At 38.8% G+C, this 14158-nt stretch carries 12 protein-coding genes, 3 tRNA genes and 1 other annotated feature; all 15 genes read left to right on the top strand.

The annotated features are described in order from the left end of the window. The first annotated feature begins 272 nt into the window (after positions 1-272). The gene (locus tag MWH30_RS11925) at positions 273-1541 is read left to right on the top strand and encodes a DUF2225 domain-containing protein (protein WP_248664315.1); all 1269 of its coding nucleotides are present in this window, start codon (positions 273-275) and stop codon (positions 1539-1541) included. Positions 1542-1757: 216 nt separating this feature from the next. Next, positions 1758-2660: an acetyl-CoA carboxylase, carboxyltransferase subunit beta gene (accD, locus tag MWH30_RS11920; RefSeq protein ID WP_248664314.1), complete on the top strand. Its 903-nt coding sequence runs from the start codon at positions 1758-1760 to the stop codon at positions 2658-2660. After that, entirely contained in the window at positions 2660-3652 is a 993-nt protein-coding gene (locus MWH30_RS11915) for an acetyl-CoA carboxylase carboxyltransferase subunit alpha (RefSeq protein ID WP_248664313.1), read from the top strand. The genes accD and MWH30_RS11915 overlap by 1 nt, the downstream gene beginning before the upstream one ends. A 47-nt stretch (positions 3653-3699) precedes the next feature. Next, on the top strand, positions 3700-4698 hold the full coding sequence (gene pfkA / locus MWH30_RS11910) for a 6-phosphofructokinase (protein ID WP_248664312.1): 999 nt from the start codon (positions 3700-3702) through the stop codon (positions 4696-4698). 26 nt (positions 4699-4724) lie between these two features. Further along, complete coding sequence (gene pyk, locus MWH30_RS11905; protein ID WP_248664311.1) at positions 4725-6482, top strand: pyruvate kinase; 1758 nt, start codon at positions 4725-4727, stop codon at positions 6480-6482. A 151-nt stretch (positions 6483-6633) separates the two neighbouring features. Beyond that, a complete protein-coding gene (locus tag MWH30_RS13880; protein WP_282706321.1) occupies positions 6634-6768 on the top strand; it encodes a hypothetical protein in 135 nt (44 codons plus the stop codon). A gap of 109 nt (positions 6769-6877) precedes the next feature. Next, positions 6878-7393 carry a chromate transporter gene (locus MWH30_RS11900; protein WP_248664310.1) on the top strand — a complete coding sequence of 172 codons (516 nt, stop codon included), beginning with the start codon at positions 6878-6880 and terminating at the stop codon, positions 7391-7393. Between the two features lie 65 nt (positions 7394-7458). Next, positions 7459-7779 (top strand): ArsR/SmtB family transcription factor, encoded by a 321-nt coding sequence (locus tag MWH30_RS11895; protein WP_248664309.1) that lies wholly within the window; start codon positions 7459-7461, stop codon positions 7777-7779. A 106-nt stretch (positions 7780-7885) separates the two neighbouring features. Beyond that, a complete protein-coding gene (locus MWH30_RS11890) occupies positions 7886-8380 on the top strand; it encodes a cell wall hydrolase (protein ID WP_248664308.1) in 495 nt (164 codons plus the stop codon). A 14-nt stretch (positions 8381-8394) separates the two neighbouring features. Next, on the top strand, positions 8395-9732 hold the full coding sequence (locus MWH30_RS11885) for a PepSY1/2 domain-containing protein (protein WP_248664307.1): 1338 nt from the start codon (positions 8395-8397) through the stop codon (positions 9730-9732). Between the two features lie 154 nt (positions 9733-9886). Beyond that, positions 9887-9962: transfer RNA gene (locus tag MWH30_RS11880), tRNA-Cys, on the top strand. A gap of 9 nt (positions 9963-9971) precedes the next feature. Beyond that, a tRNA-Leu gene (locus MWH30_RS11875) sits at positions 9972-10059 on the top strand. Positions 10060-10071: 12 nt separating this feature from the next. Then, positions 10072-10146, top strand: a tRNA-Val gene (locus tag MWH30_RS11870). A gap of 188 nt (positions 10147-10334) precedes the next feature. Next, a complete protein-coding gene (gene ytxC, locus MWH30_RS11865; RefSeq protein WP_248664306.1) occupies positions 10335-11222 on the top strand; it encodes a putative sporulation protein YtxC in 888 nt (295 codons plus the stop codon). Between the two features lie 578 nt (positions 11223-11800). Continuing rightward, positions 11801-12029: a binding site (T-box leader), on the top strand. Positions 12030-12086: 57 nt separating this feature from the next. Further along, on the top strand, positions 12087-14027 hold the full coding sequence (thrS, locus tag MWH30_RS11860; RefSeq protein ID WP_248664305.1) for a threonine--tRNA ligase: 1941 nt from the start codon (positions 12087-12089) through the stop codon (positions 14025-14027). Positions 14028-14158 lie beyond the last annotated feature (131 nt).

The raw sequence follows: 14158 nt of genomic DNA, 5'->3' as shown, positions 1-14158 counted from the left end.
TAATCAGATAGCAACCTCGTAAGTTTCTTTTAGGAATCCTCGTTCGTGACGCAAGGAACGGGCGGGGAGGATGTCAATTCTTTTTCTTTTCTGATCTTCCTTAATAGCTTCTATGAAAGGACTAGTATTTTTTAGTTTTTAGCAGGAAAATTTATGACTATGTAGTATTATTTAGATATAAAGGGAAGCAACTAGGTAAATTATTAAATTTTTTAGGGAAGTGATAGAAATGAGGAAAATAGCAACAAATTTTAAAAAGGGAGCGATGGATTATGGCTAATAGTCAAGCTTCGCTGTATAAACTGTTATCTAAACATAGTAGTAATCAGCAAGTAGCTGCTGGGGAGGAGATTTTTAATTATGGAGACGCAGCAGATAAGGTTTATTTAATTCACAGAGGCCTAGTGGGTATATTTATAGAGGAAGATGGCGAGGAAAAGGAGGTTGATAGAGTTAAATCGGGACAAATCTTTGGTGAAGTGGCTTTATTGGAGCAGGAGGATCGCTCTTGTCGGGCCCTAGCTCATAAAGATACTGTGTTAATCATCTTTGCTCCTGAGGATATGAGAAAGTTAGTACAAGAACAACCTTTTTTAAATAAACAATTAGTGACTAGTCTTTGTCAACGAATTAAACACTTACAAAATTCAGCAATTGATTTCCCAGAGATTAAGATAGATGCAGAGGCTGAAGAAATTGATGTTGAAAAAGATAGTACTGAAGAAGATGCTATTGAAGAGGTTAAGCCAGAACAAGATGATAAGGAGCCAGTAGAAGGAGCTACTGACTTTTATCTTCCTGGCCATGGGAAGTATCCTCAAGTGGCTGAAGCTGATTTTGATAACTACCTTTATACTAAGGAGGTTCAATGTCCGGTCTGTACTGCTGAAATAGAGGTAAAAAAAGTTCGTAATTCTCGGCTGCGCCTTCAGGAAATAAGAGAGGATTTACGTCCAGTCTATAAGAACTTTGAACCCGATTGGTATAAGATTTGGATCTGTACGGAATGCTTTTATACAGCTCGCAAAGCGGATTTTCTTAACTTTGAAGCTCGCCAGTTAAAGAAAATAAAAACTGAATTTAAAGATAAAGTTCAGACTATGCTAGGAGCGGACTATCAACCTAGCTATAGTGAACCAAGAAAACTAAGTGAAGTCTTTACTGCTTATTATTTAAGTATTCAACTGTATAGATTAATCGAAGCTAGAGCAGATAAATTAGGCTATTTATGGTTAAGATTAAGTTGGCTTTACGAAGATGTCGAGGCAGAGGAGCTGTCTGCTGAAGCTTCCTTTAAGGCTTTAAAATATTTTAAAAACTTTCATTTTGGGCCCGATGCAAGCAGTATTTCTACTTCGCAGGAGAATAAGCTAACTATTCTTTTAGCTATGTTATATTATAAGCATGACGAGCCTAAAGAGGCTGTCACATTGTTGAGCAAGCTAGTTCACAATCCCAAAACTAAAAGAGCTCATAAAAAGATGGCTAAGGAACGATTCCTTAAAATTAGGAAGGAGTTAAGAGCAAAGAAGGAAGGATAATTGAAAATTGGTACTTGTACAGGCTGTTTGAATTTTATTTCCGTTGTGGTATAATATGAGCAGTATAGTGTTTTAGTAAATAATGGTCATTTTCTATTTGCCAGTTTGAATTAAGAATGATAACTTTAGCTAGCGTATATAATAATAAATAGTCAATCTTAGATTTGAAAATTTATTTAGTCTTTGGATGTACTTTTAGAAAATGGGGTGTAAATTATGTTTAAGAACTGGTTTAGCAATAAGGATGAGTATGTAACTGTCAAAAGGCAGCTAGAAAAGGCTGAACAAGAAAAGCAGTCTCAGGCTAATGAAGAGAAAGAACAGAAGTCGCGCAGTGATTTATGGACTAAGTGTAAAGACTGTGGGGAGATTATTTTAAATAAAAAATTAGACGAAAACCTTAAAACTTGTTCCGAATGTGGTTATCATTTTAGGCTGAATGCCCAGCAGAGGGTGAATATTTTATTTGATGATGGAGAGTTTAAAGAGTATGATGAAGGTTTAGAAAGTAGCAACCCTTTGGACTTTCCTAATTATGAAGAGAAGTTAAGTAAGTATCAAGAACAGACAGGCTTAACAGAGGCTGTAGTTACTGGCGAAGGGAATATAGCCGGCCATACAGTGATCACAGCCATTATAGATGCTAACTTTTTAATGGGCAGTATGAATTCAGTAGTAGGTGAAAAGGTAACTAGAGCTATTGAAGAGGCTTATAATCGCAGCCTACCTTTAATTATTATCTCTGGTGGTGGGGGCGGAGCTAGAATGTACGAAGGCATGTTATCTTTGATGCAGATGGCTAAGACTAGTTCTGCCTTAGCTAGATTCGATGAAGCTGGTCAGCTATTTATTTCGGTGCTTACTGACCCTACTTACGGAGGGGTTTCGGCTAGTTTTGCTTCCTTAGGTGATATAATCTTGGCTGAACAGGGAGCTAAGGTGGGTTTTGCCGGGCCCAGAGTAATCAAGCAGACTATTAATGCAGAACTGCCTGATGACTTTCAAACCTCTAATTTTCAGTTAGAACACGGAATGGTGGATCAAGTAGTGGATAGAAAAGAGATGAAGGAAGCTTTAGCTACCATTTTGGAGATTCATAGTCTGAGAGGTGAAGAGTAATGAGTAAAGTTAATCTAGAATTTGAAAAACCTTTGTTAGAATTGGAAGATAAGATTAAGGAATTAAAGGAATTTATGCAGGAAAAGGACTTAGATTTAAGTGAAGAGGTTCAACGCCTGGAAACGCGAGCTGAAAGATTAAGAGAGGAGATTTTTGCTAACTTGGAACCTTGGCAGATCTTGAAATTAGCTCGGCATGGGGGTAGACCTACTACCTTAGACTATATAGAGCTAATGTGTGATGATTTTCTCGAACTACATGGTGATAGGAACTACGGTGAGGATTCAGCCTTAGTAGGCGGTATTGCTCGGATTGGCCAGCAGCCTTTGACCATTATCGGCCATCAGAAAGGTAAGGATACCAAGGATAATCTCCGGCGCAACTTCGGGATGGCTCATCCAGAAGGCTATCGGAAGGCCTTACGCTTGATGGAGCAGGCGGAGAAGTTTGGACGGCCTATTATTACCCTGATTAATACTCCGGGAGCTTATCCGGGGATTGGGGCTGAAGAGCGAGGTCAGGCCGAAGCTATTGCTAAAAATATGATGGAGATGGCTAGGTTGGAAGTACCAATTATTGTAGTAGTTACTGGTGAAGGAGGTAGCGGCGGAGCTTTAGGTATTGGTTTAGGAGATCGGATCTTAATGCAGGAATATACCTACTATTCTGTCTGTTCTCCCGAGGCCTGTGCTGCTATTCTGTGGAGTGATGCTGCGGAGGCTGAAACAGCAGCTAAAGCATTAAATATTACCGCAGAGGATTTATTAGCACTAGGAATTATCGAAGAAATAGTTGATGAACCACAGGGAGGGGCTCATCAAGATAAGTCTGAAGCAGCTCAACTGCTCAAAGAAGCTATACTCAGGAACTTAGCAGAGATTAAGTCCTTATCTGTTAGAGAAATGTTAGCTAAAAGATATAATAAGTTCCGGCAGATAGGGGAGTTTTTTGAAGAAGAGCAGCAGATAAAGGCGCTTGTTCAGACTGAGTAATTAACTAAGTAATTAGGAGAAGTAATTAAAGAGGGAGTGGATAAGTTATGGAAACGATTGGAGTTTTAACTAGCGGAGGAGATGCTCCAGGAATGAATGCAGCTGTCAGAGCGGTAGTACGTAAAGGAATTTATGAAGGTTTAAAGGTAATTGGTATTAGAAGAGGTTATGCCGGAATGATTGAGAGTGATTTTGAGGTATTAGAAAGACGTTCTGTGGCTGATATTGTACATCGCGGTGGTACTGTTTTAGGTTCGGCTCGTTGTGAGGAGTTTAAGACTAAGGAGGGCAGAGCAGAAGCAGTTCGCCAGTTAAAGTATGCTGGTATCGAAGGAGTGGTAGTAATCGGAGGCGATGGTTCTTTTAAAGGGGCTCAACTGCTTAGCGAAGAGTCTGATATTGGGGTAATAGGAATCCCGGGAACTATAGATAATGATATAGCTTGTACTGATACTACTATTGGTTTCGATACGGCTATGAATACTATCTTGGATGCTATTAATAGAATTAGAGATACTGCTACTTCTCACGAAAGAACCTTTGTGATAGAGGTGATGGGCCGTCATTCTGGATTTTTAGCTTTGATGTCCGGTCTTGGTGGAGGAGCTGAGTCTATTTTAATTCCGGAAGTGGAGCTAGATATAGATAAGGTTTGTCAAAAGTTAAAAGATGGATATGAACGGGGTAAATTACATAGTATTATTTTAGTAGCTGAAGGAGTAGGAGATAATTTCGAGACCGATCGAGGTTTACATGAAAGTAAAGCTTTCATTTTAGGAGAGAAAATTAGTGAATGTACAGGGCTGGAGACTAGAGTTACTGTTTTAGGTCATCTTCAACGCGGAGGAGCTCCTACAGCTCAGGATAGGATTATGGCTAGCCGTTTAGGAGCGGCAGCGGTAGAATATTTATTGGCTGGAGAAACTAATCAAATGTTAGGAATAGTTCATGATCAAGTTAAACCTTCTTCTCTGTTAGAGTCTTTAGAAACTGAAAAAGAGATTAATCAGGAGATTTTAGAGTTAGCCAATATTTTATCTATGTAAGGAAAAATTACTAAGGGGGATATTGAATGAGAAGAACGAAGATTGTTTGTACTATTGGTCCGGCTAGCAGCGACCCAGAAGTATTGGCAGAAATGATTGAGGCCGGGATGAATGTGGCCCGAATGAACTTTTCGCATGGTGAACACGCTGACCATAAAGAAATGATGGATAATGTTAGAGAGGTAGCAGCTGATAAAGGAGAGCCAGTGGCTATCTTGTTGGATACTAAAGGTCCCGAAGTAAGAACGGGACTGATCAAGGATGATGGCGAGGTTACTCTCGAAAAAGGAGCTAAGTTTACCTTAACTACTGAAGAGATAGAAGGAACTGCTGAAAAAGTTTCGGTTTCCTATAATAACTTACCGGAAGATGTTGAGGTAGGCGGAACTATCTTAATAGATGATGGTTTAATCGAGCTGGAAATTGAGCGAACTACTGAAACTGAGGTGGAATGTACGGTAGTTAGCGGTGGTAAGTTAAGCTCTCGCAAAGGGGTTAATCTGCCGGGAGTTTCCGTTACTTTGCCTGCTCTTACCGAAAAGGATAAGCGGGATATCAAGTTTGGAATTGAAGAGGAAGTTGACTTTATTGCTGCTTCTTTTATACGTAAAGCAGCCGATGTATTAGCTATTCGGGAGCTTTTAGAAGAACATAATGCTGATGAAATTAAAATAATTCCTAAGATTGAGAACCAAGAAGGTGTAGATAATATAGATGAGATCATAGATGTTTCCGATGGGATTATGGTAGCTAGGGGTGATCTTGGAGTAGAGATTCCTACTGAAAAGGTGCCGATGGTACAAAAAATAATTATCAGTAAGTGTAATCGAGAGGCTAAGCCGGTGATTACTGCTACGCAGATGCTGGATTCTATGATTCGCAATCCTAGACCTACCAGAGCTGAGGCTACTGATGTGGCTAATGCTATCTTTGATGGTACCGATGCTACTATGCTATCCGGGGAAACGGCTATGGGGGATTATCCAGTTAAGTCGGTGCATACCATGGCCCGGATTGCTGTAGAGACTGAAGAGTCGGCTCGTTATCAAGAACAGATTACTAAAAAGCACGTAGAGGCTCATCATACGGTGACAGACTCAATTAGTTACTCCACCTGTGAAACGGCTAAGGATTTAGGAGCTGAGGCGATAATTACCGCTACTCGTTCTGGTCATACAGCTAGAATGGTTTCCAAGTATCGTCCTTATGCTCCAATTATAGCAGCTACTCCTAACCGGAAGATATTTAATCAGTTGATTTTATCTTGGGGGGTCAGGCCTGTATTAACTGAAGGTACTGATTCTACCGATGAAATGATTCAAGCTTCAGTACAGGGAGCTTTAGCTGCTGGTTATGTGCAGACTGGTAATTTAGTAGTGATTACTGCTGGTTCACCAGCAGGAGTACCAGGAACTACTAACTTATTAAAGGTGCATGTGATTGGGGAAGCGATCTTACAAGGAACAGGAATCGGCAAAAAGGCCGCAACTGGCGAGGTCTGTGTAGTAAAGACGGCTAGTGAAGCTAATGAAAAGATGGAAAGAGATATGATTTTAGCTACTAGTAGCACCGATAAAGACTTTATGCCGGCCTTGGAGAAGGCTAAGGCGATTATTGTGGAAGAAGGAGGTTTGACCTCTCATACTGCTATTGTTGGTTTGAACTTAGGAATTCCAGTAGTAGTGGGAGCAAAAGATGCGGTAGAGGTGCTTAGAGACGGTGATTTGATAACCGTAGATAGCGTACGCGGATTAGTTTATAAAGGCGAAGCTACTATTCTCTAAAATAGAAAAAATTAACTTAAGCGAAAAGAGTCTGTAATCAAGCAGGCTCTTTTTTTATTTATATGCTATTTATAGTTGACAATTTAATTTAGCATGATATAATCTAGTTAAGATACTACTTAAATAAATTATAGATTAGGGGGGATTTAGGATGTGTAAATGCGAGTGCGAGCAGCCAGAAAATTTAAAGGGAAAGCCGGGAGAGTGTTCTCAAAAGCAGATTAGAGAATGCCATGGTGAAGGCAAGGGGCATTCCTGCGCCGATGGAAAAAAGAAAAATAAATAAATATCGAAAAAGATTAAGGGATTGCTGATATCAGCAGTCCCTTAACTATATTATTAGGGTAGTAAGTTAATTATTTTTATGATATGATTATAAGTTAAGGAGGTTAAGTATGCTGTTAATTCAACTGTTTTTTACTTTCATGAAGATAGGAGTCTTTACCTTTGGCAGTGGTTATGCAATGTTGGCTTTGGCGGAGGTGGAAGTGGTAAATAACCATCATTGGTTAACAGCAGAGCAGTTTGCCGATGCTGTAGCTTTAGCGGAGGTGACTCCGGGCCCGATCATGGTCAATATGGCTACCTTTGTAGGGACTAAAGTTAGCGGAGTTCCCGGAGCTTTAATGGCTACTTTGGGTTTAATTATTCCTCCTATTATTGCTTTAATAATTATTGCTAAGTTATATATCGACTTCAAAGACAGTTCCGTACTGGATAAGGTTTTTGCTGGGCTTAGACCAGCGGTAATTGGGTTAATAATTACTGTAGTCTTAAAATTAGGCCGCACCACTTTTTTGGAAATGAAAAGTGTATTGATCACCGTAGTAACTGTAGTGGGAATTTTTTTAGGTATTCACCCGATATTGATGGTAGTTACTTCCGGTATTTTAGGCTTGTTGATTTTTTAAAATAAATTGCACATATCAATATCAAATGATATGATATAGATAATCAATACTGCGGGGGGATTAAAGTGGAAGAACTTTTAACAAAGCTAAAGGCTCTTAGTGATAATACTAGGTTAAAGCTAGTAATCTTGCTTTTAAATAATGATTATTGCGGAAAAGCTTTAGCTAAACGATTATCCGTTTCTGAGTCGGCGGTTTCTCAACATTTGAAAGTTTTACGAGAGGCCGGACTGGTTAAAGGGGAGAAGCGGGGCTATTGGGTTCATTATTCTGTGAATAAAGAAAGATTAAAGGAAATAGCTCAGCAAGTAGCTAATTTAGAACAATATTTTGAAGATGATGGATGTTCTGTAGAGAAGGAATGTTGTCCAAAAGAGAAGAGTTAAATCTTAAGCCTGGCCTTTAAAAGCCAGGTTTTTGTTATTAATGGGAATAAATATAGCAAGCTTGGTAAAGATTATAACTGATAAAGTTAATACGGAGGCTTTAAATATGAATAGAAATGTGAAAAAAATTATAGTTATTTTACTAGTAGTATCCTTTTTAGCAGGAGGATTTTGGGCTGTTAATAGTCACTTTAGTACTAGGGTGGAACCTACTCAGCAGGGAGGAACTTCCGCCTTTTGGGACTTACCACCTGACTTAAGACTTATGGCTAGAACCATTTCAGCCGAAGCTCGAGGGGAGCCCTATGAAGGACAAGTAGCAGTTGGGGCAGTAATTTTGAATCGAAAGCGTGATCCTAGATTTCCCAATACTATTTCGGGGGTTATCTATGAACCCTGGGCCTTTACGGTAGTGAATTACGGTGAGTTATGGACTCATACTCCCGATGATACTGCGGTACAAGCTACTTTGGATGCTGTAAATGGTTGGGATCCTAGTTATGGAGCTGTATTTTTTTATAATCCAGTCACTTCAACTAGTAACTGGATTTTTACTAGATCTACTATTAGAACTATCGGTAAGCATATCTTTGCTAATTAAAGGAGTTGACTCTAATGAAACGAAATATTGTTATTTTAGGATTAGTAATTGCAGTAGTAGTGACCGGTTATTGGGGAGTAAGAACTAACCGGATTTTAGCTCGGTGGGAGTTGCAAAATGAGAATCAGTATCGGAACTCCTTTGATAAAATAAATAGCGATTTCGACTCCCTAGAAGAAAACTTAGCTACTACTTTGGTGAGCCAATCTGAGGGAATGAAGAGTTTAAAGTTAAATAATATTTGGCGAGATGCCTTTTCGATTCAAGAAAACTTAGGTAGACTGCCCATTGCTGGTATTTCTATGACTGGGGTTAAAAAACTATTAGTTGACATAGAAGACTTAACCTACCAATTAGATAAGGAGGGTATTGGTGACGGTTTAACTTCTGAACAGCGAGAGGATCTAGATAACTTCCATACTCAAGTAAAAGAAATAAACAGTGAACTGACAGAAATTCAAAATCGAATTGAAGAAGATGGTTTTAGATGGAGTAGACAGCGACATATCGTTTTAGAAGAGCAGGAAGAAGTAGAAGAGGAAGTTTTAAGTGCTTTACATAGTTTAGATACTCAAACTGTTCAGTCAGCGGAAGCGGATTTTGCTGAAGGTGAATTAGCATTGGAAGCTGAGGGCTTAGCTGCCCAGTTGGGTGCTCTGGAGTTTGAAGAAGGAGCAGAGCTAGAAGATGAAGCAGCTATAGAAATAGTAAAAGACTTTTGGAGTGAAAGAAGTGAAGAATTCACCTTTGAAGTAGCTGAGGAAGCAGTGGATGAGCCGGGTATAGTAACTGTAATTGCTCAATCTAAGGACTTAAATCATGAAGGAGCTACCTTTGATATTAGTCAGAGTGAAGAAGAGGTGATCTGGTTTTTAGAGAAGAAGCTCTTTGAAGAGGAGAATATAGAACTGGAAGAAGCTAGAAAAATAGCTGCTGAGTTTTTAGAAGCTAACGATTATCAACAACTTGTGCTACACGAGACAGTTAGAACCCCTAATGTAGCTACTTTTAATTTTGTTCCTCAAAAAGAAGAGGTCTTAATCTACCCGAGAGAGTTAGCTGTTAAAGTTGCTTTAGATGAAGGGGAGATTATCGGTTTTAATGGCCGCGATTTTTTATTAAATAAGGACTTAGAGCTTGACTTAGAGCCGGAATTAAGCCTCAGCCAAGCTCGAGAGAAGGTTAGTGAGGAGCTAGATCTTGAACGAGAGAACTTAGTTGTTATCGAAAATGAACTAGGTGAAAAGATATTAGCTTATGAGTTTTGGGGTAACTTTAAAGAAGAGCAGTATAGAGTTTATATTAATGCCCATACTGCTCAGGAGGAAAGAGTTGAATCTGGGGCCAGTTAATCCAGTGAGATCGAGAAAAATAAAATGATTTGATAGTAGAGATAAAAGGAGTATTTATTAGTAAAAGTCAGTTAAAGTGATTTAATTGCTCATAAGTAGTCTTTAATAATTTTGACTATTGGGTCATTATTGTATATACTACTTTATGTGCAGAGGTGGCATAGCCAAGTTGGTAAGGCAGAGGACTGCAAATCCTTTATCCCCCGGTTCAAATCCGGGTGCCACCTCCAATTTTATTTGCCGAAGTGGCGGAACTGGCAGACGCGTTGGATTCAAAATCCAATGGGCCTTGTGCTCGTGTGGGTTCAACTCCCACCTTCGGCACCATTTTTATTTTAAGCGGACATAGCTCAGGGGGAGAGCGCTACGTTGACATCGTAGAGGTCGATGGTTCAATCCCATCTGTCCGCACCATTTAAACTAAATAGTTTTTTAGCTATGCTTTCAATTTTAATACATAAATGTTAAGAAATTAAGATTTATAGTTAGTAGCTTAGGCTATCGAAGACCCCTTAAAGGGTCTTTTTAATTTTTGAGCTATGTATAGCTATTTAACTTAGCACATATAATAGCTATAGAGGTCTTAAAAGGGGTGAAAGATAATGGAAAAAGTTCTTTCAATTGGAACTGCTCTTTATGTAGAAGAAATTAGAGAAAAATTAAATTCTAGAATAGAATACTTAGCTGCTGAGGATATTAAGATTCAGGTTAAAGAAAGGCAGCAAACGGAGTTTATCTTTTTTGATTATACCTTAGTTAATCAGGAAGATTATTCGAAATTCAAGAATATATGTAAAGACTTTTTGATTACTTCTTTAGCCGAGCTAATTATTAATGAGGTAGAAACCTTTTTAATAAAAGAACTGTTGCAAGAAAAGTATCAAGACTATAGCCAGACTGAGCAAGAAATTATTTATAATCTGGTTTTGGAAGACTTTAATCCTTTGCAAGACGATACTAAGAAGGATGTAGGTTCTCTTGTAGATAGAAAGCGTAGAATTAGGATGAAGTTAGCAGATTATTTGAATTTTAACGAAGAGTTGCTCTTAGAAGGCTTTATTATCTTTAGGTTAAAGGATTATTTAAAAGAATTAGAGAGTAGAGTAGATTGGGCCGTAGACTACTTTATTAAGAAACAGGAGTATCAGGAGTTTATTGGCTTACTGCGTTATTTTGTGGATATTCAGGAAACTAAAGAGAATTTAGTACATATTATTGAGGATGCTGAAAAAGGTTTTGAGGTGTTAGATGATAGTAGGCAGGTGCTTAAGAATGAATATTTGGATTCGCTGAATAGTAATCTAACTTCAGAAAAGTTGAATTATAATGATTTATTAATCAGTGCTTTGATTACCTTGATGCCGGCAGAGATAATGCTTCATTATCAAGTTAAAGGGAATACTTTTGAAATCTTGAGGAGTATTTTTGGAGAGAGAGTTAGTTTTTGTGGTGGTTGTAAATTTTGTGTTGATTCTTCTGTTAAAAAGTAAAACAATATTGGAATAATGTTTTATTCAAATGATAGAGGACAGAGGATAGAGGATAGATAAGTTCAAGACATTAAAACCTAGTGGACACAGACTAAGTTCTGACAAAAATCTGACAAAACCTTAAAACCTTTAAAATTTTTTGGAACCACGCGTCCTGAAGCGATGCTTGCAAAGCTGGAACTTTAGCTAGTCATTATTCTCGGGATAATAACCCCTAAAAAAGTGCCCTTTGGGTGAATGAATACTAATTAACACGTGCCCTGAAAGGATATTAATCCTTGCAGAAGCGACGCGAAGCTAGTACCCTTGGGGTGAAGTCTTGGGCTGAATAAAAACCTTTAAATAATTTCTTGAACTTATGTTTTAATGTCTAGTCAGAACTTAGTCAGATTTTAGTCACCCCAAGAGTACTTCCTCAAGAAGCAAAAAACGCTTCTTTCAGGGCGCTGTGTCAAATAGAACTTGAACTTTATCTTTTGATCTTAATCTATCCTTTATCCTCTATCATCTGTCCTCTGAACTTTATAACTTGACAGAACTAGTATTTGTAGTTATAATTATTTTAAAATTAGATATCTAAAAAAACTACGAAGAGGAAGAGTAAGTTAAGCGAAGTCTTAACTAGAGAAAGGAAGCCACAGGCTGTAAGCTTCCTAGACTAACTTAGCTGAATACCACCTTGGAGTTGGCTCCCGAACTTATAGTAAGGAGGCCCGGAATTGCTGATTTCGTTATTAAAGATAAGATTATCTAGTTTTAAGCTGGATAAAATAGAGTGGAACCGCGAATAAATCTGTCGTCTCTAATTGGAGATGAGAGATTTTTTTATTTTGAGATAAAATATTTAAAGGAGTAGTGATAAAAATGGAAGAAGTAGATGTGACTTTACCTGATGGTTCTAGTTTGGAATTTGAAGCTGGAATTACTGTTAAGGAGGTGGCCTTTTCAATCGGGCCCAGACTGGGCAAGGCAGCCGTAGCAGGAGTAGTTGACGGAGAGCCGGTTGATTTAGATTATTCCTTGAACGAGGATGTTGAGTTGGAGATTATTACTATTGATTCTGAAGAAGGCTTGGAGATTTATCGACATAGTGTGGCTCATATAATGGCTCAGGCGGTAGAGAATTTATTTGGAGCGGATGAGGTTAAGTTAGCTATTGGCCCTGCTATCGAAGATGGTTTTTATTATGACTTCGAGGTGGAGGAGAACTTTTCTGAGGATGATTTGGAGAAGATTGAAGAGGAAATGGAGAGAATAATTGCCGAGGATTTGCAGTTTGAGCGGATAGAGCTGGACAAGCAAGAGGCTATTGATCGCTTAAAGGAGCTAGACGAGGATTATAAGGTGGAGCTGCTAGAGGAAATTGAAGATGAGCAGGTTAGTCTTTATCAGCAAGGAGACTTTGTAGATCTTTGTCAGGGCCCGCACTTGCTTTCTACTGGCGAGGTTAAAGCCTTTAAGCTACTTAATGTAGCTGGCGCTTACTGGCGTGGGGATGAGAATAACGAGATGTTACAGCGGATTTACGGAACTGCTTTTCCTAAGCAGTCGCTCTTAGAGGAGCATTTGGAGAGACTAGAGGAGGCTAAAAAGCGTGATCACCGTAAGTTAGGCCAAAAACTTGATTTATTCAGTCTCCATAATGAAGGAAAAGGCTTTCCCTTTTTCCATCCTAAAGGAATGGTAATTCGAAATGAGTTAATAGACTTTTGGAAAGAGGAGCATCGCCAAGCCGGTTATGGAGAGATTCAGACTCCTTTGATTTTAAATCAGGAGATGTGGAAGCGCTCTGGACACTGGGATCATTATCGAGATGATATGTACTTTACAGAAATTGATGAGGAAACCCACGCGGTTAAGCCGATGAACTGTCCGGGTAGCATTTTAGTTTATAAGGGGCAGATCCGTAGCTATCGAGACTTGCCGATTAAATTAGGAGAGTTTGGGTTGGTGCATCGTCACGAACGTTCGGGAACTTTGCATGGATTAATGCGAGTCAGAAACTTTACTCAAGATGATGCTCATATATACTGCTTACCTTCTCAAATTGAAGAGGAGTTAAGTGAGGTTATTGACTTAGTGGATACTATCTATAGTGCTTTTGATTTTGATTATAATGTGGAGTTAAGTACTAAGCCAGAAAAAGCAATGGGTTCTGATGAGTTATGGGAGCAGGCTACTAGCGCCTTAAAGGAAGTAATTATTGCTAATGATTTGGATTATGAAATTAATGAAGGCGATGGGGCTTTTTACGGGCCCAAGATTGACTTTAATTTGGAAGACTGTTTAGGTCGGAGCTGGCAGTGTGGAACTATACAGCTCGATTTCCAGATGCCAGAGCGCTTTGATTTAACTTATATTGGTCAAGATGGGGAAGAGCATCGGCCGGTAATGATTCACCGAGCCATCTTTGGCAGTATAGAACGCTTTATCGGCATCTTGATTGAACACTTTGCTGGCGCTTTTCCAACCTGGTTAGCTCCGGTGCAGACTACTATTATTCCAATTACCGATGATCACTTGGAATATGCTGAACAGATTAAAGAAGAGTTACAAGTAGCTGGAATTAGAGTAGAGGTCGATGCTAGACAGGAAAAGATAGGTTATAAGATTCGGGAAGCGCAAATGCAGCAGATTCCTTATATGTTGATTGTAGGTGATGATGAAGTTGAGGCGGGAACTGTTTCAGTTCGGGAAAGACGCGAAGGTGATTTAGGAGCAGAAAAGCTAGTTGACTTCAAAGAAAGAGTCTTAACGGAGATTGAAAATAAAGGTCAAGCTGAAGAAGAATTAGATATCCAATGAGGAACAGATAGTTGAACAATTTAATTAAGGAGTAGGTCTACTCCGAAGTAGATAAATCAGGGCAATCGCAAGAAAGAACTCTAAAATAGATTTAATTTCTTCCCTTTAAGATGCTATAATTAAAAGCAAAA

It is taken from the genome of Fuchsiella alkaliacetigena, from assembly GCF_023227765.1.
Taxonomy (GTDB): domain Bacteria; phylum Bacillota; class Halanaerobiia; order Halobacteroidales; family Acetohalobiaceae; genus Fuchsiella; species Fuchsiella alkaliacetigena.
The sequence above is the reverse complement of the archived record's forward strand: the minus strand, read 5'-3'. Positions and strand labels throughout refer to the sequence as shown.

Coding starts and splice junctions, on each gene's coding strand:
- pfkA (WP_248664312.1), top strand. CDS start 3,700: ATGGAAACGATTGGAGTTTTAACTAGCGGAGGAGATGCTCCAGGAATG.
- MWH30_RS13880 (WP_282706321.1), top strand. CDS start 6,634: ATGTGTAAATGCGAGTGCGAGCAGCCAGAAAATTTAAAGGGAAAGCCG.
- pyk (WP_248664311.1), top strand. CDS start 4,725: ATGAGAAGAACGAAGATTGTTTGTACTATTGGTCCGGCTAGCAGCGAC.
- MWH30_RS11885 (WP_248664307.1), top strand. CDS start 8,395: ATGAAACGAAATATTGTTATTTTAGGATTAGTAATTGCAGTAGTAGTG.
- thrS (WP_248664305.1), top strand. CDS start 12,087: ATGGAAGAAGTAGATGTGACTTTACCTGATGGTTCTAGTTTGGAATTT.
- MWH30_RS11890 (WP_248664308.1), top strand. CDS start 7,886: ATGAATAGAAATGTGAAAAAAATTATAGTTATTTTACTAGTAGTATCC.
- MWH30_RS11915 (WP_248664313.1), top strand. CDS start 2,660: ATGAGTAAAGTTAATCTAGAATTTGAAAAACCTTTGTTAGAATTGGAA.
- accD (WP_248664314.1), top strand. CDS start 1,758: ATGTTTAAGAACTGGTTTAGCAATAAGGATGAGTATGTAACTGTCAAA.
- MWH30_RS11900 (WP_248664310.1), top strand. CDS start 6,878: ATGCTGTTAATTCAACTGTTTTTTACTTTCATGAAGATAGGAGTCTTT.
- ytxC (WP_248664306.1), top strand. CDS start 10,335: ATGGAAAAAGTTCTTTCAATTGGAACTGCTCTTTATGTAGAAGAAATT.
- MWH30_RS11925 (WP_248664315.1), top strand. CDS start 273: ATGGCTAATAGTCAAGCTTCGCTGTATAAACTGTTATCTAAACATAGT.